The organism is Micromonospora sp. L5, assembly GCF_000177655.2.
Taxonomy (GTDB): domain Bacteria; phylum Actinomycetota; class Actinomycetes; order Mycobacteriales; family Micromonosporaceae; genus Micromonospora; species Micromonospora aurantiaca.
Window position 1 is genome coordinate 2,132,044 of the sequence record NC_014815.1, and the last position, 16,023, is coordinate 2,148,066.

Annotated in this window: 12 protein-coding genes; 9 read left to right on the top strand and 3 right to left on the bottom strand. The window is 71.6% G+C overall.

The annotated features are described in order from the left end of the window. Nucleotides 1-37: 37 nt before the first annotated feature. The 3 genes from ML5_RS10355 to ML5_RS10365 all read right to left on the bottom strand — a co-directional run bounded on the left by ML5_RS10355 (nucleotide 38) and on the right by ML5_RS10365 (nucleotide 5,562). Nucleotides 38-2,467 carry a ricin-type beta-trefoil lectin domain protein gene (locus ML5_RS10355; protein WP_013474639.1) on the bottom strand — a complete coding sequence of 810 codons (2,430 nt, stop codon included), beginning with the start codon at nucleotides 2,465-2,467 and terminating at the stop codon, nucleotides 38-40. 288 nt (nucleotides 2,468-2,755) lie between these two features. Next, the gene (locus ML5_RS10360; RefSeq protein WP_013474640.1) at nucleotides 2,756-4,018 is read right to left on the bottom strand and encodes a cellulose binding domain-containing protein; all 1,263 of its coding nucleotides are present in this window, start codon (nucleotides 4,016-4,018) and stop codon (nucleotides 2,756-2,758) included. Between the two features lie 356 nt (nucleotides 4,019-4,374). After that, nucleotides 4,375-5,562, bottom strand: coding sequence for an ROK family transcriptional regulator (locus ML5_RS10365; RefSeq protein ID WP_013474641.1), 1,188 nt, complete (start codon nucleotides 5,560-5,562; stop codon nucleotides 4,375-4,377). 370 nt (nucleotides 5,563-5,932) lie between these two features. Between ML5_RS10365 and ML5_RS10370 the strand changes: the two genes are divergently transcribed. The 9 genes from ML5_RS10370 to ML5_RS10410 all read left to right on the top strand — a co-directional run bounded on the left by ML5_RS10370 (nucleotide 5,933) and on the right by ML5_RS10410 (nucleotide 16,022). After that, the gene (locus ML5_RS10370) at nucleotides 5,933-7,048 is read left to right on the top strand and encodes a substrate-binding domain-containing protein (RefSeq protein ID WP_013285142.1); all 1,116 of its coding nucleotides are present in this window, start codon (nucleotides 5,933-5,935) and stop codon (nucleotides 7,046-7,048) included. A gap of 109 nt (nucleotides 7,049-7,157) precedes the next feature. Continuing rightward, nucleotides 7,158-8,150: a phosphotriesterase gene (locus ML5_RS10375; RefSeq protein WP_013285143.1), complete on the top strand. Its 993-nt coding sequence runs from the start codon at nucleotides 7,158-7,160 to the stop codon at nucleotides 8,148-8,150. After that, nucleotides 8,150-9,127 (top strand): ROK family protein, encoded by a 978-nt coding sequence (locus ML5_RS10380; protein ID WP_013474642.1) that lies wholly within the window; start codon nucleotides 8,150-8,152, stop codon nucleotides 9,125-9,127. The genes ML5_RS10375 and ML5_RS10380 overlap by 1 nt, the downstream gene beginning before the upstream one ends. Further along, nucleotides 9,128-10,108: an ABC transporter permease gene (locus ML5_RS10385; protein ID WP_013474643.1), complete on the top strand. Its 981-nt coding sequence runs from the start codon at nucleotides 9,128-9,130 to the stop codon at nucleotides 10,106-10,108. It begins immediately after the preceding gene. A gap of 19 nt (nucleotides 10,109-10,127) precedes the next feature. Next, nucleotides 10,128-11,390 carry an alanine racemase gene (locus ML5_RS10390; RefSeq protein WP_013474644.1) on the top strand — a complete coding sequence of 421 codons (1,263 nt, stop codon included), beginning with the start codon at nucleotides 10,128-10,130 and terminating at the stop codon, nucleotides 11,388-11,390. After that, a complete protein-coding gene (locus tag ML5_RS10395; RefSeq protein WP_013285147.1) occupies nucleotides 11,390-12,178 on the top strand; it encodes an ATP-binding cassette domain-containing protein in 789 nt (262 codons plus the stop codon). The genes ML5_RS10390 and ML5_RS10395 overlap by 1 nt, the downstream gene beginning before the upstream one ends. Before the next feature lie 278 nt (nucleotides 12,179-12,456). Beyond that, on the top strand, nucleotides 12,457-14,112 hold the full coding sequence (locus ML5_RS10400) for an ABC transporter substrate-binding protein (protein ID WP_013285148.1): 1,656 nt from the start codon (nucleotides 12,457-12,459) through the stop codon (nucleotides 14,110-14,112). A gap of 15 nt (nucleotides 14,113-14,127) precedes the next feature. After that, entirely contained in the window at nucleotides 14,128-15,138 is a 1,011-nt protein-coding gene (locus tag ML5_RS10405; protein WP_013474645.1) for an ABC transporter permease, read from the top strand. Then, nucleotides 15,138-16,022: an ABC transporter permease gene (locus ML5_RS10410; protein ID WP_013474646.1), complete on the top strand. Its 885-nt coding sequence runs from the start codon at nucleotides 15,138-15,140 to the stop codon at nucleotides 16,020-16,022. Before ML5_RS10405 ends, ML5_RS10410 begins: the two co-directional genes overlap by 1 nt. The last annotated feature ends 1 nt before the right edge of the window (nucleotide 16,023 follow it).

Here is a 16,023-nt window from a genome sequence, read left to right on the forward strand (position 1 = left end):
CCGCGGCGGATGGGTACCTTCGGCGAAGGTCGGGCCGTCACGCCCGGCTCCACTTCTGGCTGCTGCCGCCGGTGCAGGCGGACAGGACGATCGGGGTGCCGTTGCCGGTACCGCCGCCGTTCGGGCTCAGGCACAGTCCGGACTGGACGCCGGTGATCGTGCCGTCGGTGTTGACGTTCCACTGCTGGTTGGCGCCGCCGTTGCAGTCCCAGATGATGACCCGGGTGCCGGACGAGGTGCTCTGGCCCTCGGCGTCGAGGCACTTGCCGCCGTACACCTGGAGCTGCCGGCCGGAGGTCGCCGTCCACTGCTGGTTCGCGCCGCCGTTGCACTCCCACAACGTCACCTGGGTGCCGTTGGTCTGGGACTGGTTCGGCACGTCCAGGCAGCGGCTGGAGTTGGGGTTGAGCAGGGCGCCGCTCGTACCCCCGGGGTTGCCGCCCGGGCCGGCGACCACCGACAGGTCGTCGAACTGGGCGGTCTCGCCCTGGCTGGTGCCGAAGCCGACCTGGCCGGTGCCGAACGTGGAGTCGGTGACCGTGCCGACAGTCGTGCCGTCGATGGTGGCGGTGATGGTGGAGCCGGCGAAGCCCAGCGCGAGGCTGTGCCAGCGGTTGGTGCCGAGCGCGGCGACGTTCCCGCTGCGCAGCGTGGCGAGCTGCCCGGCGGTGTTGTTGCGCAGGATCGACCACGAGCCGGAGTCGGTGACCCGCAGGAAGTAGCCGTTGTACCGGCCGATCGGGTCGAGGTTCGTGGTGCCGACGCGGCCCTGGATCTGGGCGTAGCCGGACTGTTCGAGCAGGACGTCGGCGGAGACGGTGTAGTTGCCCCAGCTCAGGTTCCCGCCGTAGGTGGCCGGGTCGGCGAGCGTCTTCCAGGTGATCGGGGCCTGCGCGGACATCTGCCGCAGGCACATGCCGGCCCGGCCGCCGCCGCAGCCGACGGTCTCGAACGCGCCCTGCATGTCCTGGAGGTACTTCGGTATCCGCCCGGCCGCGTAGCCGTCGAAGTCGTCGCGGTACGGCAGGCCGAGCGAGCCCTGTGCCGGGCTGGTGGCGGTGCCCTTGCCCTGCCCGGTGGTCGTGGTGACGGTGTAGAGGTGTCCGGGCTGGACGGTGAGCGAGAACGATCCGCCCGACGGGGTGATGTCCGCGCCGCGGACGAAGAAGTCGTTCGGGTTCGTCGAGTTCAGGTTCGTGGACCAGACGTGCACCTGGCCGGTGGACAGCCCGCCGGTGACGTTCACGGTGAGCTGCTGCGCCGCTGTGGCGTCCATGGTCTCGATGACGGTGCTGTAGTCGCCGCCGGTGGGGGAGCGCAGCGACACGTAGCTGCCGTTGTTGCGGTTGCCGCCCAGGTAGCCCGAGGACGAGTCGAGGTAGCGCCAGCCGGGCGCGGTGAACTGGGTGGTGTGCGCCAGCGCCCAGGTGTTCTTGCCGACCGAGTACCAGCCGGACCAGGGCTGGTTGGCCAGGATCAGCCCGACCGTGGACCAGGGCAGGTTCGGTGTGATCGCGGCGATCAGGTCCCAGTTGAGGTAGGCGACCATCCGGCCGTCGATGTAGCCGCGGTTGATGCCGCGGGCCAGCGGCTTGGCGCCGTCGTTGTAGTCCTGCGAGCCGCCCTCGCTGTTCCACAGCGTCTTGCCGGTGCTGGTGGCGGTGGACGAGACGGTGCAGGTGGTCTGTGCGCTGAGGTAGCCGCACGGGTAGTGGCCGCTGAGCACGTCGATGCTGTTGCGCAGCGTGGAGTTGCCGGCGACGGCGTTCGCCGGACCCCAGCTGCCCGGGTAGTCGTCGCCGTAGATGATCTTCACGTTGCCGTACCCGTTGCTGTTCAGCGCCTGACGCAGGCTGATGGTCCAGTTCGCGTCGGTCCGCTTCTCGTTCTGGGCGGCGGTGATGTAGTCCATGGTGAGGTTGTGCTGCCGCGCGCAGCCCAGCCAGTCCACGAAGTAGTTGATCATGTCCTGGGACATGAAGTTGCCGTTGCCGATCCACCCGGGAGCGCCCCAGGGCAGTGCCGCCAGCTTGATGGCGGGGTTGCGGGCCTTGGCCTGCTCCATGATCCACCACTGGTAGCCGCGGTTGCAGTTGAGATCGCCCCGGACGTGCTCGTGGCTCGGCTCGGAGCCGCTGGTGGAGTTGGTGTCGCCGCCCATCTCGACCTTGAGGATCTGCAGCGCGGCGCCGTAGCCGGGCTTGAACAGGTAGTCCAGGATCTGCCCGCGTTGCGGCTCGGGATAGTCGATCAGCAGCCGGCTGTTGCCGCCGCCGCCGCTGACCGCGCCGACCCCGTCGAACGTCTGGCCGCCGGAGGCGCCGTTGACGGTGATCGAGGTGGCCGCCTGCGCGGGGGTCGCGGCGAGCGTCAGGCCGCCGCCGGTGGCGGCCAGGGCGAGAGCGAGGGCGGGTGCGGCGAGACGCGATGGCCCGGATCGGACGGGCCGGGGACGGGGGATCACCATGACGGCTCCTCGGGTACGCGCGGGCGCCCGACCGTCCGGGACGGTGCCTCGCGAGTTGTGGATGGCCGTCGGTGTAAACGCTAACAGCGGCGGTGCGGTGGCCCCAGGGGTGCCGGTTGTGGTGGCCTGCGGGGTCGTGAATGTTAGCGCAAACATCGACCAGGGTTAATTAGAGCACATCCCGGCGTCCGGCGGGGCGTCGGTCGTCCCGCCGGTGCCGGGCCGGAGGGCGGCGCGGTGCCACCCCACGGCCCGGCTCCCCGTGCGGGGATCGGCGGGCCGGCCCGGTCAGGGGCTGGTGCAGCTGACGCCGCTGGGCGCCGTGGCGCCGTTCCCGGTGGCGGTGAACCCGAACGTCGTCGAGGCGTTCGCGCCCAGCGTGCCGTTGTACGCCGCGTTGCGGACCGACACCGAGCCGGAGGTTCCGGTGTTGACGCCGTTCCAGAGGCTGCTGATCGCCTGGCCGGAGGCCAGGGTCAGGCGTACGGTCCAGCCGTTGAGCGTGGCGGCGCCGTTGTTGGCCACCGTGACCTCGGCCTGGTAGCCGCCGGGCCAGGTGTTCACGGTCCGGTAGGTGGCGGTGCAGGCGCCCGGCTCACCGGTCGGCGGGGGCGTGGTCGGCGGAGGCGTGGTGGGCGGAGGCGTGGTGGACGCGAACTGGCTGAAGAACCGCCAGATCTCCCCCGACGTCCAGGTCCGGGAGTCGTTCGGGCTGGACGACCCGTCGACCGGGCTGGGGGTGTGGTCGCCGTCGAACGCGGCCCACTGCACCGGGTAGCCCTCGCGGCAGCCGGAGTACGTGGTGGTGATGTGGGTGAGGCTGCCCCGGCTCGGCTCGCGCGGGCTCTGCGCGGTGCAGCCGTTGTTGCGGACGAACGTGTCCCGCAGCGACCGGCCCGCGGAGATGTTCAGCACGCTGTCGTAGATGCCGTGGATGCCGAAGTAGGCGACCGGCTGGGTGCCGCCGTTGCAGCCGCTGAGGTTGGCGCCGGAGATGACGGTGACCGCGCGGACGACGGTGGGCCGGGCGCAGGCCACCGCGTAGCTCATCGCCCCGCCGTAGCTCCAGCCGAGCGCGAACCGCTGGCTCGTGTCGACGCAGAGGTCGTTCTCGATCTGCCGGGAGATGTCGTCGAACAGCGTCAGGTCGCGGCCGTTGGTGTTGGCCCAGCCGTTGTCGATGCCCTGCGGCGCGACGAAGATCGTGCTGTTGTTCGACAGCGGCAGCAGGCCGTAGTAGCCGGCCGAGGCGACGTTGTTCGCCGAGCCGTTCAGCCAGTGGAACCCGAAGATCAGCCGGTACGGGCGGTTGCGGTCGTACCCGTCCGGGATGCGCAGGATGTAGCTGCGGTTCTGTCCGCCGCTGGAGATGGTGCGCGTCCCGCTGGACAGCGTGGGTGCCTTGCCGCAGCCGGCGGTCGCGGCGAGTGTGCCGTTCGTCGACGCCTGTGCCGTCTCGCCGAGGCCGCCGTTGAGCGCGCCGCCGGCGACCGCCGCGAGGAGCACGGCCGCGGCGGCGATGGATGAGAGAAGCGGTGTTCGTTTCGCCATTGCTTGACTCCTTGCCCTGGGTGGCGGCGCAGGCCGGACCGTCCGTCGATGCCGACGTCGCCTGCGAAGAGGGCGCGGAGCCGCGCGTGCGGCCGGGGCCGAAGTCGTCCGTGGTCGCCTGCGTCGGCGTGCATCGGCGGAGCGGCCCGGACCGGTCACCGACCGGCGGGGCGGCGAGGAAGGTGCCTCGGGTCGCCTTGCCGATTGCGGGGGTGACGGGGAGCGTGCCCTTCGCTCCCGTGCCGGAACATAGCAGGTTATCGATAACATGTTCAACCGGCTGGGCCCGGAGGAGTGCCGGGTGGGCCGCCGGGTGAGCGCTCACAGAAGCGCGCGGCGCGAGCGCCGCCGCCTGCTCAGGCGTGGTCGGCCAGGGCCGGCAGGTCGCAGCCGGCGAGGGCGTCCGGCTGGGGTACGCGGGCCAGGTCGGCCTCCGCGAGCCCGAGTCGCCGGTACGCGGTGTGCAGCGCCGCGACCACGGCGCCCAGCGCGCCGGAGAGGTCGCCGAGTTCCGCGCCGTGGACTGTCGCCTCGGCGGCGGGCACGATCTCGTGCAGCCGGCCGCGCAGCCGGACCAGGTCGGGTGTGAGCGCGTGGGAGATGCCGCCGCCGAGGACGATCACCTCCGGTTCGTAGGCGACCACCGCCGCGGTGAGGATGACCAGCAGCGCCTGCTCGACGTACTGCCGGACCGGCGCCAGGCGGGGGTCGGCCGAGCGGAACACGTCGGCCGCGTTGTCGAACGACAGGCCGAGCTCGCGGGCCCGGGCGAGGATGCCGGAGCCGCTGATGATCCGCTCGAGCGGTGCGCCGAGCGGACCGGCGGGCAGGTGGCCGAACTCGCCGACCAGGCCGCTGCGGCCCCGGAACAGCCGGCGGTCGATGGCGACGCCGGCGCCGAGCCCCGCCCCGATGGTGAGCATCACCGCGGTCTGCGCGTCCCGGGCGGCGCCGAAGCGCAGCTCCCCGAGCAGCGCGTAGTTGGAGTCGTTGTCCACCTCGACCGCGGTGCCCAGGTGCTTCTCCAGCAGCCGCAGGAACAGCGGGTCCTCCACCTGGGGCAGGTTCGGGGCGTTGGAGACCGCCCGGTCGCCCTGCCGGACGGCGCCGGGCAGGCCCACCGCGACGCAGTCGAGCCGTTCCCGGTCGGCGCCGACTGTCGCGACGATCAGGTCGGCCAGCCACTGGGCCAGCCGGGGCGCGTCGTAGTCGGCGGGCGTGGGCACGGTCCGGCCGGTCAGCGGCCGGGCGGCGAGGTCGGCGACGACCAGCCGGACGTTGGAGCCTCCGACGTCGACCCCGCAGACCACGCCGCGTCCGGCGGCGATCGCCACCCGGGTCGCCCGCCGGCCCCGGGTGGTGGTCGGGGCGCCGTCGGTCTCGGTCAGCAGCCCTTCGTCGAGCAGTTGTTCCACGATCCGCGACACGGTGGCGGGGGAGAGGTCGGTCTCCTGGCCGATGGCCGTACGGCTCACCGGACCATGGGTCAGCACGTGGGCCAGCACCGTGGACCGGTTCGCCGCCCGGGGTGCCCGAGATTCCATGCCCACCTCCGCCGATTTTATTTCCGACCGAATGCTAAAGCTGCGCCGGTGGATGAGCAACCACCCCGGGCCATGTCGTCCCGGCGGACTTCCCCGGCGCGGCCCGTCTCCGGCTCCCGCCCGGCCCAAGCGCGAAACCCGAGGTGAAGCACGGTGGAGGGGTGCCGGACGGAGTGGGTCGAATCTCTGACCAGCACTCTTGACTCCCTGTGATGAACGCGATAATACTTTCACACTGAACGGAAATAGAGGTCGCCGGCCCCCAGGGACGGCGGCGGGTGCCCCCGCACGCGCCGTGCCGGTCGCATCGGACTCCCGTGTCAGTCCGGAATCACCGGTTCCAGACCCCGTTGCTGTGAAGGGAAGAGCAATGATTCTCAGCCGTAGACGTGGTGCCGCCCTCGGCGCGCTCTGCGCCCTGGCGCTCATGGTCGGCGCCTGCTCGAACGAGACCTCCGGGAGCGGCGGCGCGTCGAGCGGCCCGCGTACCGAACCCAGCCTGTCGTTCGTCGGCCCCGGCGGCGAGACGCCGACCGCCGCCGACCAGCTCTCGCTCACCCCCGAGGAGCGGCAGAAGGTCAAGGACGGCGAGTACTCCGCCGCCTTCGTCTGGCACGAGGGCTCCGCGCTGACCAAGGCCGTGGAGTCCGGCGTCCGCAAGGAGTTCGACCAGCTCGGCATCAAGGTGCTGGCCAGCACCAGCGCCGAGTTCGACGCGGCACGGCAGGCCAACAACGTGCAGACCGTGCTGGCGCTCAAGCCCGACCTGATCGTCACCATCGCCGTCGACCCGACCGCGGCGGCGGCGGCCTTCAAGCCCGCCGTGGACGCCGGCGTCAAGCTCGTCGTGATGACCACCCCGCCGAAGGGCTACAAGTCCGGCGAGCAGATCGTCGGCATCGTCACCGCCGACCTGACCGCGTTCGGCAAGGCCAACGCGGAGATGCTCGGCAAGGCGCTCGGCGGCAAGGGCAAGGTCGGCTACGTCTACCACGACGCCGACTTCTGGTTCACCAACCAGCGGGACAAGGCGTTCAAGGACTGGCTGGGCTACCTCTACCCGGACATCGAGATCGTCGAGGAGGCCGGGTTCTCCGACCCGGCGCGCACCGAGGACATCGCCACCGCGATGCTGACCCGCCACGCCGACCTCAAGGGCGTCTACGTCGCCTGGGCCACCGCCGCCGAGGGCGTGCTCGCCGCGACCCGGCAGCAGGGCCGTACCGACGTCAAGATCGTCACGAACGACCTGGAGGCGAACCTCGCCGCCGACATGGTCAAGGGCGGCAACGTCGCCGGTGTCGTCGCCAACGGCTCGACCCGCCTCGGCGAGAACCTGGGCATCGTCGCCGCGTACGGCCTGCTCGGCAAGAAGGCCCCGGAGCTGGTCGTCGGATCGCCGATGGCCGCGACCAAGGACAACATCGCCGACGCCTGGCGCGACGACTACGGCCAGGAGCCCCCGGCCGAGGTGCTCGGCAACTGACGCCGGGCCGCGAGGTCCGGGGCCTCCCCGAACGGGCCCCGGACCTCGCCGGACGCGGCCCGGCCCACCGCCGGGACCGCGACCACCGCGAGACGAGAGGAAGAAGCACATGGGGTACGTCCAGACAGTCCTCGGGCCGGTGCCTCCCGAGTCGCTCGGCCGGGTGCTGAGCCACGAGCACCTCGGCGCGCTGGTGCCCGGGCCGTGGCTGTCCGGTGGCGCCGGGGACGACCGCGCCGACCTCGCCGCCGGCGCGGTGAGCGGCCTGCCGGAGCTGGGCTTCGGCACGGTCGTGGACCTGTCCCCGTACGAGGTGGTCGGTCACGACGTGACGCTGCTGCGTGAGGTGGCACTGCGTACCGGCCTGCACGTGGTCGCCGGGTCGGCTATCTACCTGGAGCCGTACTCCCCGGGCTGGGCGCTGTCCGCGAGCGTGGACGAGATGCGGGAGCGCTTCGTCGCCGACGCCACGATCGGCGTCGGGGACACCGGGATCAAGGTCGGCATCTTCGGCGAGCAGGCGACCGGCCTGAACGAGATCACCCCGCACGAGGAGAAGTGCCTGCGGGCCGCCGCCCGCGCCCACGTCGCCACCGGCCTGGCGGTGAACACCCACACCACCCACGGCACGATGGCGCTGGAGCAGGTCGAGATCCTGCGCGAGGAGAAGGCCGACCTCTCCCGCGTCGTCATCGGCCACCTGGACATCAACCCCGACCCGGACTACCTGCGGGCCGTACTGGCCACCGGCGTCAACATCGCCTTCGACACGCTCGGCAAGCAGTTCTGGGACTTCGTACTCGCCCCGCTGCCGGCCGACCCGCCGGAGGGCGAGTTCGCCAAGCGCGCGTACCACCGGCCCGACCGGGCCCGGCTGGGCATGCTCGCCGGACTGGTCCGGGACGGGTACGCCGACCGGATCCTGCTCTCGATGGACCTGACCGGCGCCGAGGCGTACCTGAACCCGGGCACGCACGGCCGCCTCGGGTACTCGTACCTGGGCCGGGAGATCGTGCCGGGTCTCGCCCGGCTCGGTGTGCCGCCGGAGGCGATCGACCAGATGCTGACGGCCAACCCGGCCCGGCTCCTGACGGTCGGCTGATGGCCGCGCATCCGCGTCCGTGCGGCTACGTCGCCGGCGTCGACCTCGGCGGCACCAAGCTGCGGGCCGCGCTCGCCGACCTCGACGGCCTCGTCCTGGCCGAGCAGGTGCAGCCGACCGACCCGCGGGGCGGTACGGCGGTCGCCGCGCAGATCGACGCGCTGCTGCGCGAGCTGGCGGTGCGGGCCGGCGTCGACTGGTCCGACGTGCGGGCCAGCGCGATCGGCCTGCCCGGCGTACCCGACCCGGCCACCGGCGCCATCGAGCTGTCGCCCAACGTCTCCGACCTGGAGGCCCTCGACGTGCGGGCCGAGCTGACCCGCCGGCTGGGCCACCCGGTCGTGCTGGACAACGACGTCAACATGGCCGCCGCCGGGGAGCGGTGGCTGGGCAGCGGTCGTACCCACCGGCACTTCGTGTTCGTGGCGGTCGGCACCGGCGTCGGTATGGGCATCGTGCTCGACGGCGAACTGGTCCGCGGCGCGCGCGGCGCGGCCGGGGAGATCTCCTACCTGCCCCTGGGCACCGACCCGTTCGACAAGGACAACCAGGTGAAGGGCGCGCTGGAGGAGGCGGTCGCGGGCGCGGCCCTCGCCGCCCGCTACCGCGCGGTGTCCGGCGAACAGGCGAGTGTGCCCGACGTCTTCGACCGGGCCGCGGCCGGTGACCCGGGCGCCCTCGCGGCCATCGACGAGGAGGCCCGCCTGATCGCCCTGGCGGTCGTCGCGGTCACCGCCGTCCTGGATCCGGAGGCGGTCGTCCTGGGCGGCGGCATCGGCTCCCGTGCCGAACTCGTCGAACCGGTCCGGCGCTGGGTCGCCGCGCTCAGCGCGGACGCCCCGTTGATCAAGACCAGCCGGCTCGGCGACCGGGCCGGCCTGCTCGGCGCCGTCGCGGTCGCCCGCCGGGAGGCCGGCGTCCGCGACGACGCACCGGCCCACCGGAACACCTCTTTCCAGACAGCGGAGGGACGATAGATGACCCACACCGATGCGGCGGTGAAGACCAGCGCCGTCCCGGCCTGGCGCCGGATCAACTGGCGCGACTACGTGGTCTACATCGGCTTCGCGGTCGTGTTCCTGTTCTTCGCCATCACCCAGGGCGGCAACGGCTTCCTGACCACGAGCAACCTCACCAACATCGTCATCCAGACCGCGCCGATCACGATCATGGCGGTCGGGCTGGTCTTCGTCCTGGCCGCGGGTGAGATCGACCTGTCCATCGGCTCGGTCGTCGCGCTCTCCGCGCTCGTCGGCGCGGTGACGATGCGCGAGACCGACAGCATGCTGCTCGGTGTGGCGGCGGGCCTCGCCGCGGGCGCGGCGGTCGGCCTGGTCAACGGCGTCTTCGTGACCCTCGTCCGGCTGCCCAGCTTCCTGGTCACGCTCGCCACCATGGGCGCGGTGGCCGGTCTGGCCCGCGAGGTCACCGGCCTCCAGTCGGTGCCGGTCAGCAACGACGCGTTCCTGTCCTTCTTCGGCCAGGGCGAGATCCTCGGCATCCCTGGCCTGGTGCTCTGGTCGGTGGCGGCCGCGGTGGTCGGCTACCTCGTGCTGCGGCAGACCCGGTACGGCGCGCACACGCTCGCCATCGGCGACAACGTGGCGGCGGCCCGGGTCAGCGGCATCAAGGTGATCCGCGTCAAGATCATGGTGTTGATGGGCAGCGCGATGTGTGCGGCGCTCGCCGGCCTGCTCTACGCCGGCCGCCTCCAGGGCGCCCGGTACACCCTCGGCGAGGCCGACCTGATGTCCGTCATCGCCGCTGTCATCGTCGGTGGCACCAGCCTCTTCGGCGGCAAGGGCTCGATCGTCGGCGCGGTGCTGGGCAGCCTGCTGATGGGCATGCTCAACAACGGCCTGATCCTGGCCGGCCTGTCCGTGTCCCAGCAGATGATGGCGCGCGGCGCGATCATCCTGGTGGCCGTCTCCCTCTCGCTGCGCGAGCGGCGAAGCTGACCCGGAAGGAAGCAACCGCATGTTTCTGGACCTGCTGCGACGCCGCAACCCGGGCCTGCTCGCCGCCGCCGCGAACCTGCACGACAGCGGTGACCTGCCGGCGAACTGCTACGCGCTGGACCTCGACACGGTAGCGGCGAACGCCGCCGCCATCCGGGCCGAGGCCGACCGGCACGGGCTGTCGGTCTACGCCATGACCAAGCAGGTCGGGCGCAACCCCGACTTCTGCCGGACGGTCCGCGACGCGGGCATCACCGAGGCGGTCGGCGTCGACCTCCAGTGCGCGCTCGCCGACCGGCACGGCGGGCTCGGCATCGGTCACCTCGGTCATCTGGTGCAGATCCCCCGGCACGAGGCCGCGGTCGCCGCCGCGCTCGCGCCCGCGTACTGGACGGTCTTCAACGACGCCAAGGCCGCGGAGGCGGCCGCCGCGAGCGCGGCGGCCGGGCGGGAGCAGGCGCTGCTCGCCCGGATCGCGGCGCCCGGCGACCGGTTCTACCGGGGCCACGAGGGCGGCTGGCCGGCCGAGGAGATCGTCGCTGTCGCCCACCGGCTCGACGCCCTCGACGGCGCCCGGTTCGCCGGTGTCACCAGCTTTCCGACCCAGCTGTTCGATCCGGCCGCCGGGCGGGTCGTGCCGACCCCGAACCTCGGCACCCTGCGGGCCGCCGCCGTGGCGTTGCGCGCCGCCGGGTGGTCGCACGTCGAGATCAACGCCCCGGGTACGACGTCGGCGGCGATCCTGGCCATGCTGGCCGAGGCGGGCGTGACGCAGGTCGAACCCGGCCACGGGCTCACCGGCACGACGCCCTGGCACGCGGTCACCGACCTGGTCGAGGAGCCCGCCGTGCTCTACGTCAGCGAGGTGTCCCACCTGTGGGACGGGCGAGCGTACGTCTTCGGCGGCGGCCTCTACGTCGATCCGGTGCTCGGCCTGGGCGGCACCCGGGCGCTGATCGTGCCCCGGGGCGGTGGTCTCGACGACGCGTACCTGGTCGACGTCGAGATGCCCGCGCCCGAGGCGATCGACTACTACGCGATGGCCGACGTGACGGCCGCGCCGGGCGTCGCACCCGGAGACACGGTCCTGTTCGGGTTCCGGCCGCAGGCGTTCGTCACCCGGGCGCTGACCGCCGGCGTCACCGATGTGCGGTCGGGCGCCCCGGCCGTGGCCGGTGTGTACGCCGCCGACGGTTCGGCGCCGATCGGGCTGGACGACATCGACGCGGGCGACGGCCCCGGCACTGGTAACCAGGCGGCTCGCAGCGCAGGGAGGGCATGATGAGCACTGTCATCCACAAGGACGACGCGACCCGGGCGGGCGCCCCGCCGCTGCGGCTGAGCGGCATCCGCAAGCAGTTCGGCGGCGTGGTCGCGATCGAGCGCTTCGACCTGGAACTGGCCGCCGGGCAGATCACCGCGCTGGTCGGCGACAACGGCGCCGGCAAGTCCACCCTCGTGAAGATCATTTCGGGGGTGTACCAGCCCACCGAGGGTGAGCTGGAGATGCACGGGCGCCCGGTGACGTTCCGGGACGCCTCCGACGCCCGGCGGCAGGGCGTCGAGGTGGTCTACCAGGACCTGGCCCTGGCCGACTCGCAGCCGGTCTACATGAACATGTTCCTGGGCCGGGAGCTGACCCGCGGTCCGCTGCGCCTGCTCGACCGGCGCCGGATGGCCCGGGAGACGCAGGAGCTGGTGGACGCGCTGGACGTGCGCATCCCCAGCGCGAAGGCGACGATCCGGGACCTGTCCGGCGGGCAGCGCCAGGCGGTGGCGATCTGCCGCGCCACCCACTGGGCCAGCGGCCTGGTGCTGATGGACGAACCGACAGCGGCGCTGGGCGTGGCCGAGACCGCCAAGGTGGAGCAGCTGATCCTGAAGCTGCGGGAACGTGGTGCCGCCGTGCTCGTCGTCAGCCACAACCTGGACCAGGTGTTCCGTATCGCCGACCGGGTGGCGGTGCTGCGCCGGGGACGCCAGGTCGGCGTCCGTGACATCACCGGGACCAGTCGCAACGAGATCGTCTCGATGATCACCGGCGCGTCCGAGGAGACCGGCCGCCCCTGATCCGCGCGGACCGCCGCGCGCACGATGACCCCGGGTGTCCCTCCCGGGGTCATCGGCGTTTTCCGGCCCCGTTCGATCCGTCGTGCGTAACGTTTTGGTGAACTCATGTGAACGCTGACACCGGGGTCATCCCGCACTTCGGGAGCGCTCTAATTTGACAACGCGGGCGTGTTCAGTGAACACCGTTCACCCTATTGTTCACTCGTGCCTAATCCGGTAGAACACCAGGTAGGTCCGCAGCTCGGGCCATTCGCCTCGTGCTTCTAGGAGGGCTTCTCATGGCTCGTTCACCCCGTCCGGGCGCCTCCTCGCCCGCGCTCTCCCGCCGCGGCGTCCTGCAGTTGGGTGGCAGCGTCGCGCTCCTGTTCGCCACCGGCGCCTGCGCCGCGGACAGCGGCAGCAAGTCCACGGACGGCAAGTCCGGCGGCGCCTCCGCCAAGACGCTGCGCATCGCCGTCTCCAGCTATCTGTCGAGCTGGGACCAGGACTTCGTCGGTTTCGACCTGACCGCGCTGATGCTCTACAAGAACGTCTTCCCGTACCTGATCGACTACGGGGTCACCAACACCGGCGGCAGCCAGATCCTCGACACCCAGAACATCACCCCGACGTTCGCCGAGTCGTTCGAGCCGGACGCCGAGCAGAAGGTGTGGACGCTCAAGCTGCGTCGCGGCGTCAAGTTCGCCAGCGGCAACGAGATGAAGGCCGCCGACGTGAAGTGGTCGAAGGACCGCGCGTTCGCCGCCCAGGCCAACGTGGCCGGCGTCTACCGCACCATCGGCCTGACCAGCGCGGACCAGGTCAAGGTCGTCGACGACTACACGGTGGAGTTCCACCAGGCGTTCCCGAGCGCGCTGACCCGGCAGATCCAGGCGATCTCGCTGTACGTCTTCGACTCCGTCGAGGCCAAGAAGCACGCCAGCGGCAGCGACCCCTGGGCCAAGGAGTGGTTCGCGAAGAACCCGCCGACCGGCGGCTACTTCAACGTCGCCAAGGCCACCCAGGGCCAGGAGATCGAGCTCAGCGCGAACACCGGCTACCCGGGCCCGGACCCGGCCAAGACGCCGACCATCCGGATCTCCGTGGTGCCGGCCGCCTCCAACCAGCGGCTCCAGCTCCAGGCCGGTGACATCGACATCGCCCTGGGCATCAGCCAGCGCGACATCCAGGACCTCAAGAAGGCGGCCGGCATCAAGGTCATCTCGGCGGCCAGCAACCGCCAGGTCGCCATCCAGATGTCGGTGACCGCCGCGCCGTTCAACGACGTGAACATCCGCAAGGCGCTCGCGTACGCGGTGCCCTACGAGCAGATCATCAACAACGTGTACGGCGGCGACGCCCGCGCGGCCAAGAGCCCGGTCCCGCTGGACATGCCCGGCTACGACGAGAGCGGCTACCCGTTCACCTACGACCTGGAGAAGGCGAAGGCCGCCATGGCCGCCGCCGGCCGGGCGTCGCTCGACTCCGAGCTGGTCTTCGAGGCCGACAACGAGGAGCAGCAGAAGATCGCCGTCCAGGTGCAGGGCGAGGCGGCGAAGGCGGGCATCCGGCTCAAGCTGACCCCGCTGGACCCGGCCACCCTGGGCGAGCGGCGGACGAAGAAGAACATCCCGCTCCAGATCACCTCCGGGCAGCTCTGGGTGGACGACGTCGAGTACATGCTGGCGACGAGCTTCGTCAAGGGCGCCAACCTCAACTACTCGAACTACAGCAACCCGGAGATCGAGCAGATCTACGAGAAGTCGCACACCACTGTCGACACGGCCGCCCGCAACGCGCTGTGGAAGCGGGTCCAGGAGATCCTCGCCGCCGACGTGCCGTGGGTGGTCATCTGCCAGCCCAACTTCAACCTGCCCGTCCGGGAGTCCGTCGCCGGCTGGGTGCAGCCGATGGACGGCCTCGCCCGCCTGCGCTACCTGAGCGCTTCGGCCTAGGGACGTCACCCACCCATGCGTATCCTCCGGTTCGTCGTCAGGCGACTACTCCAGCTGATCCCCGTTCTGCTCGGAGTGGTCGTCCTGGCCTTCCTCCTGGTCCGAGTGCTGCCGGGCGACCCGGTCCGCAGCATCCTCGGGCAGAACGCCACAGAGGAGGACGCCGCCGCGGCCCGTGCCCGCTTCGGGCTGGACCAGTCCCTGTGGCAGCAGTTCCTCGACTACCTCGGCGGGCTGCTGACCGGTGACTTCGGGACGTCGATCCAGAGCGGCAGCTCCGTGGGCTCGGAGATGGCGCTGCGGGTGGGTCCGACCCTGGAACTCGTCGTCATCTCGGTGAGCATCGCGCTCGTGGTGGCGACGGTGCTGGGCATCTGGTCGGCCAAGCGGGCCAACCGGGCCGGCGACCACAGCGTCCGGATCTTCGCGCTGGTCGGCAACTCCGTACCGGAGTTCTGGCTCGGCCTGGTGCTGGTGCTCGTCGGCTACAGCATCCTCGGCTGGTTCCCGGCCCCCAACGGCCGCGTCGACCCGGACACCGGCCTGACCCCCCTCACCGGCGCCGACCTCGTCGACGCCGTCCTCACCGCCAACGGGCCGGCGATCGCCTCGGCCGCGGCGTACCTGGTGCTGCCGGTGCTGACCCTCGTGGTCGGCGTGGTCGCCCCGCTGCTGCGCAGCGTCCGGGCCTCCGCGCTGGAGGTGCTGCACTCGGAGTCGTACGCCGCGGCGAAGGCGCACGGGCTGCGCGACCGCACGCTGCACTACGGCTACCTGCTGCGGGCGACGCTGGTCCGGCTGCCGTCGCTCGCCGCGCTGGTCTTCGGTACGGCGATCGGCTCCACCGTGCTCGTTGAGTACGTGTACTCGTGGCAGGGCTTCGGCCAGTGGGCCCTGCGCGGCCTGCTCTACCGGGACTACCCGGTGGTGCAGGCGTCGGTGCTGGTCATCGCGCTGTGCTACGTGCTGGTGTTCCTCATCGCCGACGTGGTCCACGCGATCCTCGACCCGAGAGTGAGGCTCTGATGGCCGAGCTGCGAACCGTCCCCGACGGTCCCGCCGCCGCGCCGGTGGTCGTGCCCGGCGGCGACCGGGACAACCGATTCGCCCGCCGCATGATCATCGCCGGGGCGAGCATCCTGTCGGTGGTCGCGCTGCTGGCGGTGTTCGCGCCGCTGCTGAGCCAGTGGGGCGAGACCGAGATCGACGCGGCGAACACGCTCGTCGCGCCGGGCGGCAGCCACCTGCTCGGCACCGACGGCAACGGCATGGACATCTGGAGCCGGGTGCTCTACGCCGCCCGGCTCGACCTGGGCATCGCGCTGGCCGCCGTGGCGCTCGCGGTGGTCGTCGGCACGCTGCTCGGCCTGGTCGCCGGCTACTTCGGCGGCTGGCTCGACGACGTGCTGATGCGGGTGGTCGACATCTTCCAGTCGTTCCCCACGTTCATCCTGGCGCTCGCGGTGGCCGCGCTTCTCGGCAACGGCACGATCAACCTGATCATCACGATCGCGGCGGTGAACGCGCCGGCGTACGCCCGGCTGGTCCGCGCCGAGGTGCGGTCGCTGCGGGAACTGCCGTTCGTGGACGCCGCCATCACCTCCGGGGCGTCACCGATCGGCGTGCTCTGGCGGCACCTGCTCCCCAACAGCCTCACCCCGGTCCGGGTGATCGCGCCGCTGAACTGCGGCTGGGCCATGCTCACTTTGGCCGGGCTCTCCTTCCTCGGCCTGGGCGTGAGCATCCCCGAGGCGGAGTGGGGCGCCATGATCAGCCTGGGTGCCGCGGACGTGGTCGGCGGCCGGTGGTGGACCTCGGTCCCGCCCGGCCTGGCCCTGTTCGTCTGCGTCCTGGGGTTCAGCCTGCTCGGCGAAGGCCTGCAGGACCGCGCGAACGCGAAGCGGCGGTGAC

Bases quoted from the DNA above. Each gene is read 5' to 3' on its own strand.
- ML5_RS10360 (WP_013474640.1), bottom strand. From the start codon at position 4,018: ATGGCGAAACGAACACCGCTTCTCTCATCCATCGCCGCCGCGGCCGTG.
- ML5_RS10385 (WP_013474643.1), top strand. From the start codon at position 9,128: ATGACCCACACCGATGCGGCGGTGAAGACCAGCGCCGTCCCGGCCTGG.
- ML5_RS10375 (WP_013285143.1), top strand. From the start codon at position 7,158: ATGGGGTACGTCCAGACAGTCCTCGGGCCGGTGCCTCCCGAGTCGCTC.
- ML5_RS10380 (WP_013474642.1), top strand. From the start codon at position 8,150: ATGGCCGCGCATCCGCGTCCGTGCGGCTACGTCGCCGGCGTCGACCTC.
- ML5_RS10410 (WP_013474646.1), top strand. From the start codon at position 15,138: ATGGCCGAGCTGCGAACCGTCCCCGACGGTCCCGCCGCCGCGCCGGTG.
- ML5_RS10405 (WP_013474645.1), top strand. From the start codon at position 14,128: ATGCGTATCCTCCGGTTCGTCGTCAGGCGACTACTCCAGCTGATCCCC.
- ML5_RS10390 (WP_013474644.1), top strand. From the start codon at position 10,128: ATGTTTCTGGACCTGCTGCGACGCCGCAACCCGGGCCTGCTCGCCGCC.
- ML5_RS10400 (WP_013285148.1), top strand. From the start codon at position 12,457: ATGGCTCGTTCACCCCGTCCGGGCGCCTCCTCGCCCGCGCTCTCCCGC.
- ML5_RS10365 (WP_013474641.1), bottom strand. From the start codon at position 5,562: ATGGAATCTCGGGCACCCCGGGCGGCGAACCGGTCCACGGTGCTGGCC.
- ML5_RS10395 (WP_013285147.1), top strand. From the start codon at position 11,390: ATGAGCACTGTCATCCACAAGGACGACGCGACCCGGGCGGGCGCCCCG.
- ML5_RS10355 (WP_013474639.1), bottom strand. From the start codon at position 2,467: ATGGTGATCCCCCGTCCCCGGCCCGTCCGATCCGGGCCATCGCGTCTC.
- ML5_RS10370 (WP_013285142.1), top strand. From the start codon at position 5,933: ATGATTCTCAGCCGTAGACGTGGTGCCGCCCTCGGCGCGCTCTGCGCC.